Here is a 22,184-nt window from a genome sequence, read left to right as displayed (position 1 = left end):
TCACGCCTTGGGTTCAGGCGTACGCAAGCGGATGTGCAACTCGCGCAACTGGCGCTCGTCCACTTCGCTCGGCGCTTGCGTGAGCAAGTCTTGCGCGCGCTGCGTCTTGGGGAACGCGATCACGTCGCGGATCGAATCGGCGCCGGCCATCATCGTGACGATCCGGTCCAGACCGAACGCGATGCCGCCGTGCGGAGGCGCGCCGTATTGCAGCGCGTCGAGCAGGAAGCCGAACTTGGCTTGCGCTTCTTCCGCGTTGATCTTCAGCGCGCGGAACACTTTGCTCTGCACTTCTTCACGATGAATACGCACCGAGCCGCCGCCGATTTCCCAGCCGTTCAGCACCATGTCGTAAGCCTTTGCGAGGCAGCGCGCCGGGTCCGTTTCCAGATACTCGAGGTGCTCGTCTTTCGGGCTCGTGAACGGGTGATGCGCGGCGACGTAGCGGTTGTCTTCCTCGTCGTATTCGAACATCGGGAAGTCGACCACCCACAGCGGCTTCCAGCCGGATTCGACGAGGCCGTTTGCCTTGCCGAATTCGGAGTGGCCGATCTTCAGGCGCAGCGCGCCGAGGCTGTCGTTCACCACCTTCGCGCGGTCCGCCGCGAAGAAAATGATGTCGCCGTCTTGCGCGCCGGTGCGCTCGATGATCGCCTTGACCGCTTCGTCGTGCAGGTTCTTGACGATCGGGCTTTGCAGGCCGTCACGGCCCTTCGCCACTTCGTTGACCTTGATCCACGCGAGACCCTTCGCACCGTAAATGCGCACGAATTCCGTGTAGCTGTCGATGTCGCCACGTGAAAGCTCGCCGCCCTTCGGCACTCGGATCGCCGCGACGCGGCCGTCTTTCGTGTTGGCCGGCGTGCTGAACACCTTGAAGTCGACGTCTTTGACCGCGTCGGTCAGGTCGGTGAACTCGAGCTTCACGCGCAGGTCCGGCTTGTCCGAACCGAAGCGGCGCATGGCTTCCGAATACTGCATAACCGGGAATTTTTCGTCCAGCTCGACGCCGATGGTTTCCTTGAACACGTGGCGGATCATCGCTTCGAACAGATCGCGGATTTCCTGTTCGGACAGGAACGAGGTTTCGCAGTCGATCTGCGTGAATTCCGGCTGACGGTCGGCGCGCAGGTCTTCGTCGCGGAAGCACTTGACGATCTGGTAGTAGCGATCGAAGTTCGCCACCATCAGAAGCTGCTTGAAGAGCTGCGGCGATTGCGGCAGCGCGAAGAACTGGCCGGGGTTGGTACGCGACGGCACCAGGTAGTCGCGCGCGCCTTCCGGCGTGCTCTTGGTGAGCATCGGCGTTTCAATGTCGACGAAGCCCTGCGCGTCCAGATACTTGCGCACTTCGATCGCGACACGGTAGCGCAGACGCAGGTTGTGCTGCATCTGCGGACGACGCAGGTCCAGCACGCGATGTGTGAGACGCGTGGTTTCCGACAGATTGTCGTCGTCGAGCTGGAACGGCGGCGTGACCGAGGCGTTCAGCACGATCAGCTCGTGGCACAGCACTTCGATCTTGCCGCTTTTCAGCGCGGCGTTCGTCGTGCCTTCCGGACGGCTGCGCACCACGCCCTTGATTTGCAGACAGAATTCGTTGCGCACGTCTTCGGCGGCCTTGAACATCTCCGCGCGGTCCGGGTCGCAGACGACCTGGACGAGGCCTTCGCGGTCGCGCAGGTCGATGAAGATAACGCCGCCATGGTCGCGGCGGCGGCTTACCCAGCCGCACAGCGAGACGGTTTGGCCCAGCAGTTCTTCGGTCACCAGACCGCAGTATTCAGATCTCATCGACATGATGTTTGACTTTCGTTTTGCATTGGTTGAACGGCGCGCCGCAGCTGAACACTGCGTGAAACATTGCGCGCCGGCATTACAGCGGAGGCTCGACTGTCGTGCGGCGCACCGGTGCCGGCGGCGCGGACGGCGCCACCACGCCCATCGAGACGATGTACTTGAGTGCGGCGTCGACGGTCATGTCGAGCTCGATCACTTCGCTCTTCGGCACCATCAGAAAGAAGCCGGACGTTGGGTTCGGTGTTGTCGGCACGTATACGCTGACGTGATCTTCCTTCAGGTGATTGATCACGTCGCCGCCCGGAATACCAGTGAGAAACGCGATCGTATAGGAGCCACGGCGCGGATATTCGATCAGAAGCGCCTTGCGGAACGCGTTGCCGCTGCTCGACAGCAGCGTGTCGGACACCTGCTTGACGCTCGTGTAGATCGGTCCGACCACGGGAATGTGCGCGACCACGACTTCCCACCACTTCACGAGCTTCTGCCCAACGAAGTTCTGGGTCAACAGCCCGACGACAAAGATGAACGCCAGTGTCAGCACCGCGCCGAGACCAGGCAGGCGGAAGCCGAACACACGTTCCGGCTGCCATGCGCGCGGCAGCAGCAACAGCGTCTGGTCCATCGTGCCGATGATCAGACCGAGCACCCACAGTGTGATGGCCAAAGGCACCAGCACCAGCAGGCCAGTCAGAAACACCGATTTGAGTGTCGTTTTTTTCGTCGTCATGTATACCGCCAGAAAGCCGCGCCGCGAAAGCGCTGCGCGGCGTGTGCGCCGCCCGCGAGGGCGGCAGTCCCACTAGGCGCTGCCCGAACTGCTTGCGCCTGCGCTAGCCGCCGGCGCCGCAGCAGGGGCGGCCGGCGTGGCGGCTGGGCTGCTGGTCGTGGCCGTGGCGGATTCCCCGGCGCCGTTGCCGGCAGCTGCGGCAGTTGCGGCCGAGCTGCCGTTGGACGCACCGTCGGCGTCAGCCTTCACCGGCGCGCTCGCGCCGCTGTTGCCGCCGCGGAAGTCGGTCACGTACCAGCCGGAGCCTTTCAACTGGAAGCCCGCGGCCGTGACCTGTTTCCGAAAAGTGTCTTTCCCGCATTCGGGACATTGCGTCAACTGGGCGTCGCTCATCTTCTGAAGCACGTCTTTCCCGAAGCCGCATGACTCGCAACGATAAGCGTAGATCGGCATGACCTTTTCCCTACTGAAATCTTGTAAACGCTTGCAAAGCCTTGAATTATAGCCGCAAACGGTAACGCTCCCCGCATTTTGGGGATAAGCGCCCGACGCGACCGCCGATGCGCCAGATGAGGGCGGCTGCGGGGATAATCAAGGGCCGCGCCGGCGCCGGTAGCGCGTGACGCGTCTCAAACCGTAGCCGCTTTCGCGTGTCGCTTCAGCCGTCGATTCCGCTCGCGCCACGATCACGCGCGGCGGCGCCAGGTCAGCCAGCGCTCGCGCCCGGCAAATACGGCGATCGAATCGGTCACGGGTTCGTCTTCGAGCAGTTCGAAAAACGGCGTCAGCAGCGCTTCCAGTTCGGCACGTTCGATGCCGAACGGCGGCCCTTTCGGCGTCGTGCCGACAAAAAAGACTCCGGCGAGCAACGCGCCCGCCGGCAACAGCTCCGCCATTCGGCGCGCATAGTCGAGGCGCCGCGCGGGCGGCAACGCGCAGAGGAACGCCCGTTCGTAGATCCATGCCGGCCTGAACGGCGGCTCGTAGGTGAAGAAATCGGCTTCTTCTACGAGTTGTGCGTGTTGCTCGCCCAACTGCGCGCGCGCCGCCGCAACCGCTGCCTGCGAGAAATCAATCGCCCTTACCGGGCTGCCGTGCGCCGCCAGCCAAGCGGCTTCATATGCGCTGCCGCAGCCCGGAATCAGCACCGCCTCGCTTGTGTGCCGGCTCGCAAACGACTGAAACGCCGACGGCACACCAGCCTGGTCCCACGGCATGAAATGCTGCTCGAACCGCTCGTTCCAGAACGCCGGCGAGTTCGGATCGCGGTTTTCAAAATCGGGCACCGGGGATTGGGTCGTGTCGCTCATCGCGCGCCTCGCAAACTCATTAGCTGCCGTAGGCCAGCGCGAGGACTACCCGCGCAAGCGCCGCGCCGACACCGACCGCCACGCCGAACAGCAGCAAGCCCTGCAGCAGCCGGTTAGTACGCTTCTGTTCGAGCAGAATCTGCCGGATCATGTCGTCGTTCCCGACCCGCCCGTGATCGTGGCGTTCGGCCAGCACATGATGGATGAGCCGAGGCAACTGCGGCAACGTCTTGCTCCACTGCGGCGCCTCGATCTTGAGCCGCTCGTACCAGCCGCGCAGGCCGATCTGCTCGTTCATCCAGCGCTCGAGATAGGGCTTTGCCGTCTTCCACAGGTCCAGCTCGGGGTCGAGCGAACGGCCGAGCCCTTCCACGTTGAGCATGGTCTTTTGCAACAGCACCAGTTGCGGCTGAATCTCGACGTTGAAGCGGCGCGACGTAGAAAACAGACGCATCAGCACCTGACCGAGCGAGATGTCCTTCAGCGCGCGGTCGAAATACGGCTCGCACACCGCACGAATGGCGCTTTCGAGTTCTTCGACGCGCGTGGTGGGCGGCACCCAGCCCGATTCCAGATGCAGCGTCGCGACGCGGTGGTAGTCGCGTTTGAAAAACGCGAGGAAATTCTGCGCCAGGTAGTTCTTGTCGAAGTCCGACAGCGCCCCGATGATCCCGAAATCGAGCGCGATATAACGCCCGAAGTGCGCCGGATCGAGGCTCACCTGAATGTTGCCGGGGTGCATGTCCGCGTGGAAAAAGCCGTCGCGGAACACCTGAGTGAAGAAAATTTCGACGCCTTCGCGCGCCAGCTTCGGGATATCCACGCCCGCCGCCCGCAATGTATCCACCTGGCTGATCGGCACGCCGACCATGCGCTCCATCACGAGCACGGTTGGCGTGCAGAACTCCCAGTACATTTCCGGCACGAGCAGCAGATCGAGCCCGGCGAAATTACGGCGCAACTGGCTGCCGTTGGCCGCCTCGCGCATCAGATCCAGTTCGTCGTGCAGGTACTTATCGAATTCTGCGACCACCTCGCGCGGCTTCAAACGCTTGCCGTCCGCCCACAAACGCTCGGCCCAAACGGCGATGTCGCGCAGCAACGCGAGGTCCGAATCGATAACGGGCAGCATGTTCGGACGCAGCACCTTGACGGCGACGGCCTTGCCGGCATGCTGTCCCGCCTTCACCGTCGCAAAATGAACCTGCGCGATGGACGCGCTCGCCACAGGCACCCGCTCGAAATCGTCGAACAGCACGTCGACCGGTGCGCCTAGCGACTTCTCGACCAGCCCTATCGCCACTGCCGAATCGAACGGCGGCACCTGGTCCTGAAGCTTCGCGAGCTCGTTGGCGATATCGACCGGCAACAGGTCGCGCCGCGTCGACAACACCTGTCCGAACTTGACGAAGATCGGCCCGAGGCTTTCAAGCGCGAGCCGCAAACGCACGCCAGGCGGCGCGTCGAACTTGCGGCCGATCGTGGTGATACGCAGCAGCATGCGCACGCGCCGGTCGTTGACGCGGCCGAGCATCATCTCGTCGAGACCGAAGCGGATAACCGTGAAAAAAATCTTGAGGAAACGCAGAAAACGCATAGTTGAGCCCGGTGACTAGCGCGTGCCGCGCAACGTGGCGGCGCCGCCCGGCATATCTGCGCCGTGGGCTTCGACCTTCTGTTCAAGACGCTGAATACGTTTTTCGACTCGCGCCAACGCGTCGCGGGCCTGCGCCAGTTCTGCGTTGAAGTCTTTCAGCGCGGCGCGGCGCACGAGCTGAGGGTTCTCGTCGAGCAGATATTCGGTGGCCGTATCGAGCAGATTGCGGCCGGTGCGCTGCACATGTTCACCGACCGTGCGCGCGATCGACGCAACCCGCCACGCGGGGCCGTCGCCGATCAGCTTCGCCAGATCCTCCTCCGGTTCCCAGCGCAAATGCTCGGCGAGTTTGGCGATGACCGTGGCGAACTCCGCGTCGCCTTCGATCTTCACGTGTTTCATGACGGCCGCCTGGCCGCCCTGCACGAAGGCGGGCAATGCGTCGGACGGGACCGAGATGGTGACGTCGAACTGTTGTGTGTCGCTTGCGCCGACCGTGGTCAGATAGCCGTCCGGCTGCACCAGCAGCATCAGCACGACAGGCGGCGACGACAGTCTGGCGGTCCTGCCCGCATAAGGGGCGAGGCGCTCACGGGCCCATGATTCGCGGGCGAGCAGATGATTGACAGCAGCAGCGAAAGGCTTGGCGGCGAGAGTCATTGACAGTGGCAAGAAAAAACCCGCGCGAGCGAGTGCTCGCGCGGGTTCCTATTGTAACGTCCGTTCGCTTCGCGGCCCGCTCGGCTGAACGGCTAACTGCGGGCCGGCCGCAGGCCAACGTTGCGCGCGGACGCGGGGCACACAGCGCTGCGCGCCCGCGGTATCTCAATGCTGCGCGAGTTGCTGGATGCCGGCCAGCAGCCAGCCTTCGCCCGGACGGTTCGCCTTCGACAGGTTCCACACTTCGACGAACGGCTGCGCCGCCGCACCCGGCGTTTCACGGATCAGGCCGGAGAAGCGCACGCTCGCGAAGTATTCGTTCGCACGTTCCTCGACGCCCAACAGATCGGCGTTGAGCTGCACGACGTCCGTCTGGTTCTTTTCGGCGCCGCGGGAAGCGAGGTCGACGCGGATCTCCGCGAACATTTCCGGCGTGGTGAATTCGCGGATGTCGTCGATATTGCCGACGTCCCATGCGGCCTGCAGGCGCACGAAGTACACCTTCGCGTTACGCAGGAACGCTTCGGAATCGAAGCCCGGCGGCACGCTGGGCGTTGCATTGACGGACGGCGTGGTCAGCGGATTGCCCTGCGGTTCGAGATACGAGCCCGTAGGCGGCGCGCTGTAGCGCGGCTCCTGCGTGTAACCCGTGGCACCCGAATTCAGCGACGGCGACTGCCCCGCGTAAGCCGGCTGCGACGTATCGCGCTTGCGGCCCATGAAGCGGCGGATCAACCAGATGCCGACCATGGCGAGGAGTGCGATCACGATGATATTGGCCATTGCACCCGCGAACGCGCCACCCAAACCGAAGTGCGACAGCAGCGCTGCGATACCGAGACCGGCTGCCAGACCCGCGATCGGTCCGAGCCAGCGCGAGCGGTTAGGTTGCGGCGCTGGAGCCGGCGCAGGCGCGGGCGCCGGTTGCGCGCGCTGCATGCCCGGATTGGACGGGGAAGGCTGCGACGGCGCAGCCTGTTGCTGAACGGTGTTCGACTGACGGCCAAGACTACGGCCACCGCCCATGCGGCGAGCTTCCGCATCGAGCGAGGCGACGGAGCCGACCACGATCAGGCCGACCATCGCGATCAGTCCGATTCGTCTCGCCAGCGACCGCTTAACCTTACGGGGAGATAACACGGCTGAATCGGACATTTTGGCACTTTCCTTTAAAAACGATGGGTTAGGAACCCTAGTATTTGGTCCCCACATGTAAAGCTACCACGCCAGCTGACAAATTGTAATATTTGACGCCGTCAAGGCCGGCTTGTTCCATCATTGTTTTTAAGGTTTCCTGATCCGGATGCACCCGGATCGATTCCGCGAGGTAGCGGTAGCTTTCCGCGTCTTTCGCAAAGCGCTCGCCGAGCCACGGCAAGACCTTGAACGAATAGACATCGTAGGCCTTTTTCAACGGATCCCATACCTTCGAAAACTCAAGAACTAGCAGACGGCCTGCCGGCTTCAGGACGCGGCGCATTTCCGCCAACGCGACGTCCTTATGCGTCATATTGCGCAAGCCGAATGCCACGGTCACGACGTCGAAGTAATGGTCCGGGAAAGGAATCTTCTCGGCGTCGCAGAGCAGCGCCGGCGTGATGACGCCCTTGTCGAGCAAACGGTCGCGGCCCACGCGCAGCATGGATTCGTTGATGTCCGTGTGCCAGACTTCGCCGGTTTCGCCCGCCTGCTTTGCAAACGCTTTGGAAAGATCGCCCGTTCCGCCCGCGATGTCGAGCACCTTGTAGCCCGGCCGCACGTTGGCCTGGGCGATCGTGAACATCTTCCACGCCCGGTGCAATCCGCCCGACATCAGGTCGTTCATCAAGTCGTAGTTGGCGGCAACCGAGTGGAACACGCCCGCCACCTTCTGCGCCTTTTCCTGTTCGTCGACCGATTGAAAGCCGAAGTGGGTTTTGCTCATCGCGCTTGTCCTTTCGCGTATTCTGAAATGTTGCGCCGCATCGGTGCGGCGGGTCAGGCGAATCGTATCAGTGACGGTGGCCGTGCGCAGCGCCGGCTGAAGGCATTGGCGCGTCGCGGTCGACGCCCGCCGCGGCCAGTCTGTCGAGATACGCGCGCCAGAGTTCGTCCTGGCGCCGCGCCATGTCGTAGAGCAGGTCCCACGAATAGATGCCGGTGGAGTGTCCGTCGGAGAACGTCGGCTGGATCGCGTAGTTGCCCACGCCCTCGACCATCGTGATCGTGACGTTGCGCTTGCCGGTTTGCAGCGTTTCCTGGCCTGGGCCGTGGCCCTGCACTTCCGCCGATGGCGAATACACGCGCAGCAGTTCGAACGGCAGCCGATACGATTCGCCGCTTGCGTACTGCAGTTCGAGCACGCGCGACTTCGAATGCACAACGACGCCGGTCGGCACCGGAGTATCGGGAGTCAATCCGCTCATCATGGCCTCATTAGAAAGCGCCGCCGCACCGAAGGTCGCCCTTGAGACGGCACGGCGCGAAGGAATGGTTAGTGGCGCTCAGCCAAGAGCCTGTTCGATTTCCTGCCGCACCGCTTCGCGCAACAGGGTGGCTTGCGCGCGGCGCGACGACAGCATCGCCTCGGACACCGTGCGCTGACGCGGCGCCCAGATGGGCAGCGGGAAGTGAGCGTCGTTCGAGAAACGCGGAATCACGTGCCAGTGCACATGCGGCACCTGGTTGCCGAGGCTCGCGAGATTCACCTTCGCCGGGTGCAGGATACGCCGCATTGCGCGCTCCACGGCGTACACGGCCTTCATCACGCGATCGCGACCAGCGGCGTCGAGGTCCGAGAACTCCGCCACATGCTCATTCCAGATCACGCGGCAAAAGCCCGGGTAGTCGTGTTCGTCGGCAAGGACGACGCGCAAGGTGTCGTCCTGCCACAGCACATCGCCGCCATCTTCACGGCAAAAAACGCAGTCCATCGTCGTCCTCAGGCAAAAATCGTCAGTCGTGCCATTAAACCAGCACGCGCTCGATTCCGCCATTGTTCGCCCGCTGCACGTAGTCGACCATCCAGTCTTCTCCGAGCACATGACGCGCCATTTCGACGACGATGTAATCGGCCTCGATGCCCGCGTCTTCGTTGTAACGCGACAAACCTTGCAGGCAGGACGGGCAGCTCGTCAGGATCTTCACGTCGGTGGCGCCCTTGGGCTGCGGACCGTCGCCGGCCTTCAGCACCGAGCCGTTCGCCGCGCCCGCCGTGCCGGCCGATGCATTGGCCGGGTTGATTGCGTTCGCGCCGGCTTCGGCGAGCAGAGGAATGCCGCGCAATTTTGCAGCGCCCTTGCGGATTTCCTCTTCCTTGCGGAAACGCACCTGCGTCGAAATGTCAGGACGCGTGACCGCGAGCGTGCCCGACTCACCGCAGCAGCGATCGTTCTTCTCGATCTTGTAGCCGTCTTTCTCCGAGCCCATCAGCGAGTTGACGAGCTTGACCGGATCCATCGTCTTGATCGGCGTGTGGCAAGGGTCGTGGTACATGTAACGCACGCCGTTCACGCCGTCGAGCTTCATGCCTTTTTCCAGCAGGAACTCATGAATGTCGATGATCCGGCAACCCGGGAAAATCTTGTCGAATTCATAACCGGCGAGCTGGTCGTAACACGTGCCGCACGACACCACCACGGTCTTGATGTCGAGATAGTTCAGCGTATTTGCTACGCGGTGGAACAGCACGCGGTTGTCCGTAACGATCTGCTCGGCCTTGTCGTACTGCCCGGAGCCGCGCTGCGGATAGCCGCAGCACAGGTAGCCCGGCGGCAACACCGTTTGCACGCCCGCTTCCCACAACATGGCCTGCGTCGCAAGGCCGACTTGCGAGAAGAGCCGCTCGGAACCGCAGCCGGGGAAGTAGAACACCGCTTCCGTGTCGGCCGTGGTCGTCTTCGGATTGCGGATGATCGGAACGATCTTGTTGTCCTCGATATCGAGCAACGCGCGCGCGGTTTTCTTCGGCAGATTGCCCGGCATCTTCTTGTTCATGAAGTGGATCACCTGCTGCGTGACCGGCGGCTTGCCGACCGTTGCGGGCGGGTGCGCCGTCTGTTTCTTCGCGAACTTCTTCAGTACGTCGTTGCCGAGGCGCTGCGCCTTGTAGCCGATACCCATCATCGCCGTGCGGGCGAGGTTGATGGTCTGCGGATTCGTCGCGTTGAGGAAGAACATGCCGGCCGCGTTGCCCGGATTGAACTTCTTCTTGCCCATCTTGCGCAGCAGGTTGCGCATGTTCATGGTCACGTCGCCGAAGTCGATCTTCACCGGACACGGCGTCACGCATTTGTGACACACGGTGCAGTGATCGGCGACGTCGTTGAACTCGTCCCAGTGCTTGATCGACACGCCGCGGCGCGTCTGCTCTTCGTACAGGAACGCCTCGACCAGCAGCGAGGTCGCGAGGATCTTGTTGCGCGGGCTGTACAGCAGGTTCGCCCGCGGCACATGCGTCGCGCACACCGGCTTGCACTTGCCGCACCGCAGGCAGTCTTTGATGGACTCGGAAATCGCGCCGATGTCGGACTGCTGCATGATCAGCGATTCATAGCCCATCAGGCCGAAGCTCGGCGTGTAGGCATTGCGCAGGTCGGCGCCTTCGAGCAGCTTGCCCGCGTTGAAGCGGCCATGCGGATCCACGCGCTTTTTGTACGCGCGGAAATCGCCGATTTCGTCGTCGGTCAGGAATTCGAGCTTGGTGATGCCGATGCCGTGCTCGCCGGAAATCACGCCGTCGAGAGAACGCGCGAGTTTCATGATGCGCGCGACCGCAGTGTGGGCGTCCTGCAGCATCTCGTAGTTATCGGAGTTCACCGGCAGGTTCGTGTGCACGTTGCCGTCGCCCGCGTGCATGTGCAGCGCGACGAACACGCGACCCCGCAGCACCTGCTTGTGGATCGCCTGGGCTTCGTCGAGGATCGGCTTGAACTCGCCGCCATTGAAGATCTGCCGCAACTCGGCGCGAATCTCCTGCTTCCAGGACACGCGGATGGTGCGGTCCTGCGTGACGTCGAACACCGTGGCGCCGGACTGCGTGTCGACGCGGTCGGCGAACTTCTCGGCAAGCGCTTCGTAACCCAGACCGACCAGATAGTGCTGCGCTTCGCGCAACGACAGATCGAGCTTGTCGCGCAGGAATTCCCAACGCGTGCGTACGCGCTTCAGCAGATCGAGCGCCTGCTGAACGCGGTCTTCCAGCAGTTCCGCACTCGGAATTTCATTGGCGTCGTCGCTCTTGCCGAGCGGCAGCTTGCCTGCCTTGAAAAATGCTTCGAGCGCGTCGACCAGTTGCAGCTTGTTCTTGATCGACAACTCGATGTTGATCCGCTCGATGCCGTCCGTGTACTCGCCCATGCGGTCGAGCGGAATCACCACGTCTTCGTTGATCTTGAACGCGTTCGTGTGCTTTGCGATTGCGGCGGTACGGCTGCGGTCGAGCCAGAAGCGCTTGCGCGCCTCGGCGCTCACCGCGACGAAGCCTTCGCCGCTCTTGCCGTTGGCCATGCGCACCACTTCAGACGTGGCTTGCGCGACCGCGTCAGCGTCATTGCCGACGATGTCGCCGATCAGCACCATCTTCGGAAACGCGTTGCGCTTGCTCTTGGTCGCATAGCCGACCGCGCGCAGATAGCGCTCGTCGAGGTGTTCGAGGCCGGCGAGAATCGCGCCGCCCTGCTTCGACGTTTCGAACAGGTAGTCCTTGATTTCGACGATGCTCGGAATCGCCTCGCGCGCCTGGCCGAAGAATTCGAGGCAGACGGTGCGCGTATGCGCGGGCATCTTGTGCAGCACCCAGCGTGCGGACGTAATGAGACCGTCGCAGCCTTCCTTCTGCACGCCGGGCAGCCCGGCGAGGAACTTGTCGGTGACGTCCTTGCCGAGGCCTTCCTTACGGAACACGCGGCCCTTGATGTCGAGCGACTCGGTACGCAGCAGCTTCTCTCCCGGCGCATGGTTGCCGTCGAACCATTTCAGCTCGAAACGCGCGACCTCGATATCGTGAATCTTGCCGAGATTGTGATCGAGACGCGTGACTTCGAGCCAGTTGCCTTCCGGGTCGACCATGCGCCACCAGGCGAGGTTGTCGAGCGCCGTGCCCCACAGCACCGCTTTCTTGCCGCCCGCGTTCATCGCGACGTTGCCGCCGACGCAAGACGCGTCGAGCGAGGTCGGATCGACCGCGAACACGAAGCCGGCCTGCTCGGCCGCCTCGGTCACGCGCCGCGTGACCACGCCTGCGCCCGAGAAAATGGTCGGCACCTTGCGGTCGACGCCCGGCAGTTCGGTCATTTCCACCGCGCCGAGCTGTTCGAGCTTTTCGGTGTTGATCACGGCCGAGAACGGCGTGAGCGGAACGGCGCCGCCCGTGTAGCCGGTGCCGCCTCCACGCGGAATCACCGTCAGCCCGAGCTCGAAACACGCCTTGATCATGCCGGCAATCTCGGCTTCGGTATCGGGCGTGAGCACGACGAACGGATACTCGACACGCCAGTCAGTCGCGTCGGTCACGTGCGACACGCGGGACAAACCGTCGAACTTGATGTTGTCCTTCTCCGTGACGCGGCCCAGCACCTTCGTCGCGCGGCGGCGCAGATCGTAGGTCTTCTGGAATTCGCTTTCGAACTCGTCGACGGCGCGGCGCGCGGCCTGCACCAGCGTTTCGACACGCGCCGCCCGGTCGACGCCCGCTTCATCGCCATGTGCGGTCAGATCGGCGCGGCGGCGCTTCTCGATCTCGGACAGACGATGATGCAACGCCTCGATCAACATTGCGCGGCGTTTCGGGTTGTCGAGCAGATCGTCCTGCAAATACGGATTGCGGCGCACCACCCAGATGTCGCCGAGCACTTCGTAGAGCATGCGCGCCGAGCGGCCGGTGCGGCGCTCCGCGCGCAGTTCGGCAAGCGCCGCCCATGCGTCGTCGCCTAGCAGGCGGATGACGATTTCACGGTCGGAGAACGACGTGTAGTTGTAGGGAATTTCGCGCAGGCGCGCTTCGGGATCGGCGACCGCAGCGGCGGCTCCGTGCGGATCGAAAACTTGAGGTGCGTTCATGTTTGGACGACTCGGTGGGTCAGTCCTGCGCGCTCATGGCGAGGCGCCGGCTGACGGTGCGCGTGGGGCGCAATGCTTGGAAATCTTCTTGGGTAGCGAAGCGCCACCGACGGCCTGTTCACGTCGGTCCCTTCGCGGCGCTCAGATACAGCTACACGATCGTGCGTGGCGGACATGACGCTCCGCCGCGGGGCACGACTCACGCGGGGCGGGCACCAAGTGGGCGATCCGAGGCTGCCAGTGCATCTTCCGATCCTTATTCCAAAATGGAATTCTACCGCATCGGCCCGCCACGCGTTGCCCGTTGAAACGGGAGCCGCGGCAGGTCTGACGGCGCGCAACCCGCGCCGCGGCGCGGGCCGCGCGGCGTCGATGGCCCTGTGGTCGATCAGGCGACTTTTGTCACCATCAGCCAGAAGATGCCGACGAAAGCAAAGAACGCGGCATGCGGGATGCTGATCTACGTGAAACCAGCCATCACGGAGGCTCACGATGTCCGACCCCGACACGAAGAACACCGAGCATATCGAGCAGCAACCGGTGCCCGGCCATACCGAGAACATTCCCAGCGACGGCTCGGACGAGCGGCGCGATGAGGAATCCGGGACTCAGCGCCTGGAAGACGCCGCACCGACCGCCGGCCCCGACACGAAACCCGGCACGCCGCCGGGCACGCAAAGCGACGCCGACCGCACGCGCTCGCCTGACTGAGCGCGAATTTCACCGATCACGACAAGGAGCCCCTGATGACAAGCGAATCCGCCCGCCCAACGCCGCCGCGTCAGACGCCGAACGACCCGACTGCCGGCGACCGGCGTCTGTCCGACGAACAGAAGCAATCGGCCAGGGACGAACCCGCGCCGCCTAAGCCTGGTGGCGGCGCGAATCTGCCCGACCCAAAGGAAGTCGGCGAAGCCGGCTGAATCACCTCTGCGACGCGAAATCACAAGGAGAATCGCGATGGCAAGCAAGCAACCCGCCGCGTCCGCGGCGCTTCGAGCCACGTTCAGGCTGTTCGCCAACGGCGAGCGCGTCATTGCTCAAAACCCGGACGGCAAGCTGATCGACGTCGGCGCCATGGAAAAGAAAGGCGACCGCTACACCGTGCGGCTTGACGTCGATCCGCTCGATCTGCAACCGTCACATTCAGTCGACGCGGCGTTGCGCGCCGTCTCGTCGCAGTTGAACTTCGATTATCTCGACGGGCTTTTCACGAGCGAGGGCCCTGTCGAATTTCACGGCGACCTGTTCGCGCTGCCCCATGTCGAATGGCAACTCGATGAACCGCTGCCGCGCGAACTCACCGACGGCAGGCCGCCACATATTTTCTAGACCGCGTGCGGCGGGGGCGCGGCCCGACGACCTGTGAGGCCAGTGCATGCGGCGTTGGCGCTATCATTGATGCTTTTCCGCCTTCCAGAGCGCATCGCGCCACCCGCATGGCCTCCCACGACTACCTGAAGAAAACCCTCACCGCGCGCGTCTACGACGTGGCCCGCGAGACCGAACTCGAACGCGCGCCGCAACTGTCGGCGCGCCTGCGCAATCCGGTCTATCTGAAGCGCGAGGACAACCAGCCGGTGTTCTCGTTCAAGGTGCGCGGCGCGTACAACAAGATGGCGCACATTCCCGCCGAGGCGCTCACGCGCGGCGTGATCACCGCGTCGGCGGGCAATCATGCGCAGGGCGTGGCGCTGTCTGCGGCACGCATGGGCGTGAAGGCGATCATCGTCGTGCCGGTCACCACGCCGCAGGTCAAGGTCGACGCGGTGCGCGCGCATGGCGGCCCGACCGTTGAGGTGGTGCAGTTCGGCGAATCGTATAGCGATGCATACGGTCACGCGGTGCAACTGCAGCAAGAGCGCGGGCTGACCTTCGTGCATCCGTTCGACGATCCGTATGTGATCGCCGGGCAAGGCACGGTTGCAATGGAAATCCTCAGCCAGCATCAGGGCCCGATTCACGCGATCTTCGTGCCGATCGGCGGCGGCGGACTCGCGGCGGGTGTCGCGGCGTACGTGAAATCGGTGCGTCCCGAGATCAAGGTGATCGGCGTGCAGACCGACGATTCGTGCGCAATGGCGGCATCGCTCAAAGCCGGCGAGCGCGTCACGTTAAACGAAGTCGGCCTGTTCTCCGACGGCACCGCGGTGAAGCTCGTCGGCGAAGAAACCTTCCGCCTGTGCAGCGAATATCTCGACGACGTGCTGCTCGTGAACACCGACGCGCTGTGCGCCGCGATCAAGGACGTCTTTCAGGACACGCGCAGCGTGCTCGAACCGGCGGGCTCGCTCGCGGTGGCGGGCGCAAAACAGTATGCGGAGCGCGAAGGCATCGAGAACCAGACGCTGATCGCGATCACGTCGGGCGCGAACATGAACTTCGACCGCATGCGCTTCGTGGCCGAGCGCGCGGAAGTGGGCGAGGCGCGCGAGGCGGTGTTCGCGGTGACGATTCCCGAAGAGCGCGGCAGCTTCAAGCGCTTTTGCGAACTGGTCGGCACGCGCAGCGTCACCGAATTCAATTACCGGATCGCGCAGGCCGAGTCCGCGCATATTTTCGTCGGCGTGCAGATCAGGAACCGCAGCGAATCGGCGCAGATTGCGGGCGCCTTCGAGGCGCACAATTTTGCCACCGTCGATCTGACGTTCGATGAACTCTCGAAGCAGCACATCCGTTACATGGTCGGCGGCCGCTCGCCGCTCGCACACGACGAACGCCTGTTCCGCTTCGAGTTTCCCGAGCGGCCGGGCGCGCTGATGAAGTTTCTATCGTCGATGGCGCCTGACTGGAACATCAGCCTCTTTCACTACCGGAATCAGGGCGCGGACTACAGCTCGATTCTCGTCGGCATTCAGGTGCCGGAGACGGACAACGCGGAGTTCGAGCGCTTTCTCGCCACACTCGGTTATCCGCATTGGGAAGAGACGCACAATCCGGTGTATCGGCTGTTTCTTGCCTGAACTTCTGGATTGAATTGCGCAGATGGCTCTCTCGCTTGTCGACAAACTGGTGGTGGCGATATCCTCGCGCGCGCTCTTCGATTTCGAGGAAGAGAACCGCGTGTACGAAGAAGGCGACCTTCAGACGTATGAAGCGCTGCAGCGCGACCGGCTGAACGTGCCCGCGAAACCTGGCGTCGCGTTCCCTCTGATCCGCAAGCTGCTCGCGTTGAACGCAGGCGGTCATCGCGTGGAAGTGGTGATCCTGTCGCGCAGCGATCCGATCAGCGGACTGCGCGCGTTTCATTCGTGCCGCGAACACGGGCTCGCCATCGAGCGCGGAGTGTTCACGCGCGGCCGTGCGCCGTTCGGATATCTGAAGCCGTTGAACGCGTCGCTGTTTCTCTCGGCTAACCAGGACGACGTGCGCGACGCGCTTGCCGCCGGGTTTCCGGCTGCACGCGTGCTGCCGGAATCGGCGAAAATGGCGAGTAAGTATCCGGACGAAATCCGCATTGCTTTCGACGGCGACGCGGTTCTCTTTTCCGACGAAGCCGAGCGCGTGTTTCAGAAGGACGGCCTGCGGGCCTTCGTCGGCCATGAGACGCACAACAAGGATCTGCCGCTCGCGGACGGGCCGCTCAAGCCCTTGCTCGAAGCGCTTCACCGGCTGCAAAAACTCGCGGATCAAGCCGCGCCCATGCATATTCGTACGGCATTGGTGACGGCGCGTTCGGCGCCCGCGCACGAGCGCGCGATCCGAACGCTGATGGCCTGGAACATCGAAATCGACGAAGCGATGTTTCTCGGCGGCCTCGACAAGAGCGCATTTTTGCGCGAGTTCGAGCCGGACTTTTTCTTCGACGACCAAATTGGCCATTGCGAATCGGCCCGCGTCGTGACGGCGACCGGGCACGTGCTGAGTGGCATCGTGAATGCATCATGACACCCGAACAATCACCGCTGGGTAAGGCTTCCACTTACACCGAACAGTACGACGCCTCGCTGCTCTTTCCGATCGCGCGCAGCAACGCGCGCGACGCGATCGGCATTGGCGCGCAATTGCCGTTCTTCGGCACGGACATCTGGAACGCGTACGAATTGTCGTGGCTGAATCAGCGCGGCAAACCGCAGATTGCGGTGGCAACCTTCTTCGTGCCCGCCGAGTCGCCGAATATCGTCGAGTCGAAGTCGTTCAAGCTTTATCTCGGCTCGTTCGCGCAGACCGCGTTTGAGTCGATCGACGCGGTGCGCGACACGATCAAGCGCGACGTGTCCGCATCTTGCGGCGCGACCGTCTCCGTTCATCTGACTGCCCCGCACGATTTCGCCAAATTGCACATGGAAGAATTCGAGGGCATGTCGCTCGACCGGCTGGATCTGGACACGGATATCTACCAGCCCGACGCCTCGCTGCTGAAAGCAGCACTAGACGAAGCGCCTGTCGAAGAGACGCTGTTTTCGAACTTGTTGAAGTCGAATTGTCCGGTGACCGGGCAACCCGATTGGGGCAGCGTGCAGATTCACTACGTCGGCCCGCAGATCGATCAGGCGGGCTTGCTGCGCTACATCATCTCGTACCGTAATCACACGGGTTTTCACGAGCAATGCGTCGAGAAAATTTTTATCGATGTGCTGAAGGCGTGCAAGCCAGTCAAGCTCGCGGTCTATGCTCGCTATACGCGGCGCGGCGGGCTCGATATCAACCCGTTCCGCACCAACTACAACCTGCCCATGCCGGACAACATGCGGCTCGCGCGTCAGTAAGCAAACGAGGTATCGCCGCGGGTTCTCGCAGTCACGCGCCCGCGGCGAACCAGATGCTTCAAGCCGTCGGCTTCTTATAAGCGACGCAGTCCACTTCGACCCTGCAGTCGATCACCATCGACGAAACGACACACGCGCGCGCCGGCGGATTGTCACCGAAGTATTCGCGAAACACCTTGTTGAACGAAGCGAAGTCGCGCGGATCGTCGAGCCACACGCCGCAGCGGACCACATGCTCCGCGCCGTAGCCTGCTTCCTTCAGAATCGCGAACACGTTCTGGATCGCCTTGTGCGATTGCTCGACGATTCCGCCGTTGATCACTTCGCCGTTTTCCATCGGCGTTTGCCCGGAAACGAACAGCCAGCCGTCCGCTTCGACTGCACGCGCAAACGGCATATGTTGACCGCCCGTTCCCTTCCCGCCTTCAACGCCATATCGCTTCATCGTCATGCTCCTTAGAGGTCGGGCGCGCGTGCTCGTTGCGGCGCGCGCCATGGTAGATCGTTCGATCAGGTAATCAGAATGCGCCCTGCGCATCGCCTTTCGACGCCGCGCCGCGCGCGACGAAGTGCCCGGCGCGCTCGCCCGTTACCTCGCCGTTGCGGTAAGACAGCACGCCGTTCACCCACACTGCGTCGATGCCGTCGGCCGCCTGTTGCGGCTTTTCGAATGTCGCCGCGTCACGCACCCTGGCCGGGTCGAACAGCACCAGGTCGGCGTGATAGCCGATATGCACCTCGCCGCGTTGCGCAAGGCCGAAGCGCCGCGCCGACAGACTCGTCATCTTGCGCACCGCTTCTTCGAGCGGCAGCAAACCGGCGTCGCGCGCGTAATGGCCGAGCACGCGCGGAAACGCGCCCCACAACCGCGGATGCGGCAGCGGATCGTTCGGCAAGCCGTCGGAGCCGACCATTGTCGCGGGGTGCGACAGGATGCGCCGCACGTCTTCCTCGGACATGTTGTGATAGACCGCGCCCGCGGGCTGCAGGCGCTTGCCCGCTTCCTGCTGCGTGACGCCCCACTCGGCGGCAATTTCCTTGACGAGCTTGCCAGCCATTTCCGGATGCGGTTCCGACCACGTAATCGTGATGTCGATGTCGCCGGTGACCTGCTTCAGGTCGAGCGTCGACGAACTGCGGTTGTACGGATAGCAATCGCAACCGATAGGCTGCATGCGCCGCGCGCCTTCCAGCGAACTCAGCACTTCGACGCTGCGCCCCCAGTTCGACGGGCCCGCGCATTTCAGATGCGAGATAATCACCGGCACGTGCGCGTGACGGCCCACGCGATACGCTTCGTCCATTGCGTCGAGAATCGCGTCGAACTCCGTGCGCATATGCGTGGTGTACAGCGCGCCGGCGGCGGCGAGCGGTTCGGCAAGCGCCATGACTTCTTCGGTGGGCGCGGCGAACGCGGAGCCGTAGGCGAGCCCCGAACTCAACCCGAGCGCGCCGTTGGCCAGCGCTTCTTCGAGTTGCGCGCGCATGCCGTCGATTTCCTGCGGCGTGGCCGCGCGGTCGAGCCGGTCCATCTGGTTGTTGCGCAACGCGGTGTGTCCGATCAGCGCGCCGACATTCACCGCCGGACGCGCAGCGTTCACCGCCTTCACGTAGTCCGCGAAGGTCGGATACTGGAACGCGTCGCGCTCGCCGAGCAGATTCATCGGATCGGGCGGCTCGCCCTTCAGTGCAACCGGCGACGCGCTAATGCCGCAGTTGCCGACGATCACCGTCGTCACGCCTTGTGTGATCTTCGGCAGCATTTGCGGCGAGCGGATCACGTGCGTGTCGTCGTGCGTGTGAACGTCGATGAAACCGGGCGCCAGCGCCCGGCCTTCGGCTTCGATCACTTCTTCGGCGAGCCAGTTCGACAGATTGCCGATCGCGACGATGCGCCCGTCGCGGACCGCGACGTCGCGCTCGGCAGGCGGCGCGCCCGTGCCGTCATACAGTTGCGCGCCGACTATCAGCGTATCGGCGGCTTCGGGATGCGAGTGCATGAATCAGTCTCCTAACGGTTGTCGATCGCCGCCGCCGCGGTGCATGTCAAGCGCGTGCTTCATGCGGCGCAGCAACTCGCGGCTCTCGTCACCTTGACTGACGGCAAGTTCGGTGACGAGCACATCGAGCGCCATCATCATTGCGTAGCGCGACGACGACGGCTTGTAAATGAAGTCTGTCTCAAACGCGACGATCGGGATGACCCAGTCGGCCAGCTTCGCCAACGGCGACGCCGGAGCGGTCAGTGCGATCACCGTTGCGCCGTAGCTGCGCGCGATCTTGCAGTTCTCCACCATCTCCGGCACGCGGCCCGTTGTGGACAACGCGATCACGACGCTTTCACGCGATACAGTGCTCGCGACCATGCGCTGCAACAAGCCGTCCTGATAAGTCGCTACGGGCCGGCCCAGCCGCACCAGTCTAAAACGCATTTCGTCGGCGAGCGCGGTCGAGCCGCCGCCCATGCCGAACACATAGATCATGCGCGCGGCCCGCAGCGCAGCTGCGGCAGGCCCAAGCGGAGCCTGGCGCAGCAGTTGATGATTATGCGCGAGCGCCGTCTGCAGTTCGTCGAACACGCGGGTCGCGATGTGCTCGGGCGCGTCGTTCGCGGTGCCCGGCTGCAAAAAGCGCTGACCGACCGCGGCCGCCTGTGCGAGCCGCAGCTTCAGCTCGCGGACGTCGCGGCAGCCCACCGCCTTGGCAAACCGCGTGACGGTCGCGACGCTCACCTGCGCCTGCTGCGCGAGCGCGCCGATGCTGGCGCGCGATGCGCCCGTCAGATCGTCCAGGATCAGCGCGGCGACCTTGCGTTCAGCTGAGCGCAACCCGGGCGCACATTCGGCGATGCGCGCGACGATGTCGAATGCCAGCGGTTCGGCGGTTGAGTTCATTAAAGCTCGTGGGATACCGCGCGGAGGTTTGCGACGGCTGACAGCGATTGACAGCGCGGCGTTGGCCCAGCTTGGTACTAAATAACATTTCTTCCATCATCGTACTTTCGGTAAGATGGTAAAGTCAACTTCGATGCAATCTAACCGAACGATGGAGCAGGAGACATGAAAGTTACAAACTATCAGGGCGCTACGATTGATCCTTATAGCAAGGGCTTGGGCATGGTTCCGGGCGCCAGCATCCAGCTCACGGACGCCGCGCGTCTTGAGTGGAATCTGCTGAACGAAGACGTGAGCCTGCCCGCCGCAGTGCTTTACGCGGACCGCGTCGAGCACAACCTGAAATGGATGCAGGCGTTCGTTGCCGAATACGGTGTCAAGCTCGCACCACACGGCAAGACGACAATGGCGCCGCAACTGTTCCGCCGTCAGTTGGAAACCGGCGCGTGGGGCATCACGCTCGCCACCGCGCATCAGGTTCGCGCGGCTTATCACGGCGGCGTCTCGCGCGTGTTGATGGCGAATCAGCTGGTTGGCCGCCGCAACATGATGATGGTCGCAGAACTGCTCAGCGATCCGGACTTCGAGTTCTTTTGCCTCGTCGATTCAGTTGATGGCGTCGAGCAGTTGGGACAGTTCTTCACATCGGTGAAGAAGCCATTGCAAGTGCTGCTCGAGCTTGGCGTGCCGGGCGGCCGCACAGGCGTGCGCGATGAAGCGCAGCGCAACGCGGTGCTGGAAGCAATCGCACGTTATCCCGACGTGCTCAGGCTCGCCGGCGTCGAGTTGTACGAGGGCGTGCTGAAGGAAGAACACGAAGTGCGCGAGTTCCTGCAAAGCGCGGTCGCGGTCACACGCGCGCTCCTCGACGAAGGACGTTTCGATCGCACGCCGGCTATCCTGTCGGGCGCGGGTTCCGCATGGTACGACGTGGTCGCCGAGGAATTCGTAAAGGCGTCGGAGACCGGCAAGGTCGAGGTCGTGCTGCGTCCGGGCTGCTATCTGACGCATGACGTCGGCATTTATCGCAAGGCGCAGACGGATATCCTGGCGCGGAATCCGGTCGCGAAGAAGATGGGCGAAGGCTTGCTGCCCGCCTTGCAATTGTGGGCCTACGTGCAATCGATTCCCGAGCCGGATCGCGCGATCATCGGTCTGGGCAAGCGCGACTCCGCATTCGACGCGGGCCTGCCCGAACCGGCGCGCCATTATCGGCCGGGCAATCAGGCGCCGCGTGACATAGCGGTAAGCGAAGGCTGGGAGATTTTCGGCTTGATGGATCAGCACGCGTACTTGCGGATTCCCGCGGGCGCCGATCTGAAAGTCGGCGACATGATTGCGTTCGACATCTCGCATCCGTGCCTGACGTTCGATAAGTGGCGTCAGGTGCTGGTGCTCGACCCTGCTTATCGCGTTACTGAGGTGATCGAAACGTTCTTCTAATTG

General features: G+C 63.2%; 21 protein-coding genes. 7 read left to right on the top strand and 14 right to left on the bottom strand.

Features of this window, described 5'->3' with window-relative positions:
- The 11 genes from aspS to RW095_RS37175 all read right to left on the bottom strand — a co-directional run bounded on the left by aspS (position 1) and on the right by RW095_RS37175 (position 13,135).
- A complete protein-coding gene (gene aspS, locus RW095_RS37225; RefSeq protein WP_317020687.1) occupies positions 1-1,800 on the bottom strand; it encodes an aspartate--tRNA ligase in 1,800 nt (599 codons plus the stop codon).
- A gap of 76 nt (positions 1,801-1,876) precedes the next feature.
- Entirely contained in the window at positions 1,877-2,530 is a 654-nt protein-coding gene (locus RW095_RS37220; protein WP_020069630.1) for a DUF502 domain-containing protein, read from the bottom strand.
- 72 nt (positions 2,531-2,602) lie between these two features.
- On the bottom strand, positions 2,603-2,983 hold the full coding sequence (locus tag RW095_RS37215) for an FmdB family zinc ribbon protein (protein ID WP_317020686.1): 381 nt from the start codon (positions 2,981-2,983) through the stop codon (positions 2,603-2,605).
- Positions 2,984-3,216: 233 nt separating this feature from the next.
- Complete coding sequence (locus RW095_RS37210; RefSeq protein ID WP_317020685.1) at positions 3,217-3,840, bottom strand: methyltransferase domain-containing protein; 624 nt, start codon at positions 3,838-3,840, stop codon at positions 3,217-3,219.
- A 19-nt stretch (positions 3,841-3,859) separates the two neighbouring features.
- Complete coding sequence (gene ubiB, locus RW095_RS37205) at positions 3,860-5,437, bottom strand: ubiquinone biosynthesis regulatory protein kinase UbiB (protein WP_020069627.1); 1,578 nt, start codon at positions 5,435-5,437, stop codon at positions 3,860-3,862.
- A gap of 15 nt (positions 5,438-5,452) precedes the next feature.
- On the bottom strand, positions 5,453-6,097 hold the full coding sequence (locus tag RW095_RS37200; RefSeq protein WP_317020684.1) for a ubiquinone biosynthesis accessory factor UbiJ: 645 nt from the start codon (positions 6,095-6,097) through the stop codon (positions 5,453-5,455).
- A 165-nt stretch (positions 6,098-6,262) separates the two neighbouring features.
- The gene (locus tag RW095_RS37195) at positions 6,263-7,252 is read right to left on the bottom strand and encodes a Tim44 domain-containing protein (protein ID WP_317020683.1); all 990 of its coding nucleotides are present in this window, start codon (positions 7,250-7,252) and stop codon (positions 6,263-6,265) included.
- A 37-nt stretch (positions 7,253-7,289) separates the two neighbouring features.
- Positions 7,290-8,021, bottom strand: coding sequence for a bifunctional demethylmenaquinone methyltransferase/2-methoxy-6-polyprenyl-1,4-benzoquinol methylase UbiE (gene ubiE / locus RW095_RS37190; protein ID WP_317020682.1), 732 nt, complete (start codon positions 8,019-8,021; stop codon positions 7,290-7,292).
- A gap of 67 nt (positions 8,022-8,088) precedes the next feature.
- Complete coding sequence (locus RW095_RS37185) at positions 8,089-8,502, bottom strand: DUF971 domain-containing protein (RefSeq protein WP_317020681.1); 414 nt, start codon at positions 8,500-8,502, stop codon at positions 8,089-8,091.
- A gap of 78 nt (positions 8,503-8,580) precedes the next feature.
- Complete coding sequence (locus RW095_RS37180) at positions 8,581-9,009, bottom strand: HIT family protein (RefSeq protein ID WP_201702232.1); 429 nt, start codon at positions 9,007-9,009, stop codon at positions 8,581-8,583.
- A 34-nt stretch (positions 9,010-9,043) separates the two neighbouring features.
- On the bottom strand, positions 9,044-13,135 hold the full coding sequence (locus RW095_RS37175) for an FAD/FMN-binding oxidoreductase (protein ID WP_317020680.1): 4,092 nt from the start codon (positions 13,133-13,135) through the stop codon (positions 9,044-9,046).
- Positions 13,136-13,627: 492 nt separating this feature from the next.
- Between RW095_RS37175 and RW095_RS37170 the strand changes: the two genes are divergently transcribed.
- The 6 genes from RW095_RS37170 (at position 13,628) to queF (ending at position 17,844) form a co-directional block, all read left to right on the top strand.
- Positions 13,628-13,846: an MARCKS-like protein gene (locus tag RW095_RS37170; protein WP_317020679.1), complete on the top strand. Its 219-nt coding sequence runs from the start codon at positions 13,628-13,630 to the stop codon at positions 13,844-13,846.
- A gap of 35 nt (positions 13,847-13,881) precedes the next feature.
- Entirely contained in the window at positions 13,882-14,058 is a 177-nt protein-coding gene (locus tag RW095_RS37165) for a hypothetical protein (protein ID WP_317020678.1), read from the top strand.
- Between the two features lie 37 nt (positions 14,059-14,095).
- A complete protein-coding gene (locus tag RW095_RS37160) occupies positions 14,096-14,467 on the top strand; it encodes a hypothetical protein (protein WP_317020677.1) in 372 nt (123 codons plus the stop codon).
- A gap of 65 nt (positions 14,468-14,532) precedes the next feature.
- Positions 14,533-16,098, top strand: a complete 1,566-nt coding sequence (ilvA, locus tag RW095_RS37155) for a threonine ammonia-lyase, biosynthetic (protein ID WP_317022798.1) — start codon at positions 14,533-14,535, stop codon at positions 16,096-16,098.
- 22 nt (positions 16,099-16,120) lie between these two features.
- The gene (locus RW095_RS37150) at positions 16,121-17,023 is read left to right on the top strand and encodes a 5'-nucleotidase (RefSeq protein ID WP_317020676.1); all 903 of its coding nucleotides are present in this window, start codon (positions 16,121-16,123) and stop codon (positions 17,021-17,023) included.
- A complete protein-coding gene (queF, locus tag RW095_RS37145) occupies positions 17,020-17,844 on the top strand; it encodes an NADPH-dependent 7-cyano-7-deazaguanine reductase QueF (RefSeq protein ID WP_317020675.1) in 825 nt (274 codons plus the stop codon). The genes RW095_RS37150 and queF overlap by 4 nt, the downstream gene beginning before the upstream one ends.
- 58 nt (positions 17,845-17,902) lie before the next feature.
- On the opposite strand, the gene RW095_RS37140 is transcribed toward queF, so the two are convergent.
- From RW095_RS37140 to RW095_RS37130, 3 genes are all read right to left on the bottom strand, one after another.
- The gene (locus RW095_RS37140) at positions 17,903-18,289 is read right to left on the bottom strand and encodes a RidA family protein (protein ID WP_128586072.1); all 387 of its coding nucleotides are present in this window, start codon (positions 18,287-18,289) and stop codon (positions 17,903-17,905) included.
- 73 nt (positions 18,290-18,362) lie between these two features.
- Positions 18,363-19,844 (bottom strand): N-acyl-D-amino-acid deacylase family protein, encoded by a 1,482-nt coding sequence (locus RW095_RS37135; RefSeq protein WP_317020674.1) that lies wholly within the window; start codon positions 19,842-19,844, stop codon positions 18,363-18,365.
- A 3-nt stretch (positions 19,845-19,847) separates the two neighbouring features.
- Complete coding sequence (locus RW095_RS37130; RefSeq protein ID WP_317020673.1) at positions 19,848-20,738, bottom strand: MurR/RpiR family transcriptional regulator; 891 nt, start codon at positions 20,736-20,738, stop codon at positions 19,848-19,850.
- 165 nt (positions 20,739-20,903) lie between these two features.
- Here RW095_RS37130 and RW095_RS37125 point away from each other — a divergent pair, with 165 nt between their 5' ends.
- Positions 20,904-22,181 carry an amino acid deaminase gene (locus tag RW095_RS37125; RefSeq protein ID WP_317020672.1) on the top strand — a complete coding sequence of 426 codons (1,278 nt, stop codon included), beginning with the start codon at positions 20,904-20,906 and terminating at the stop codon, positions 22,179-22,181.
- Positions 22,182-22,184 lie beyond the last annotated feature (3 nt).

It is taken from the genome of Paraburkholderia kirstenboschensis (assembly GCF_032806925.1).
GTDB lineage: Bacteria > Pseudomonadota > Gammaproteobacteria > Burkholderiales > Burkholderiaceae > Paraburkholderia > Paraburkholderia kirstenboschensis.
This window is presented reverse-complemented; position numbering and strand designations above follow the sequence as displayed.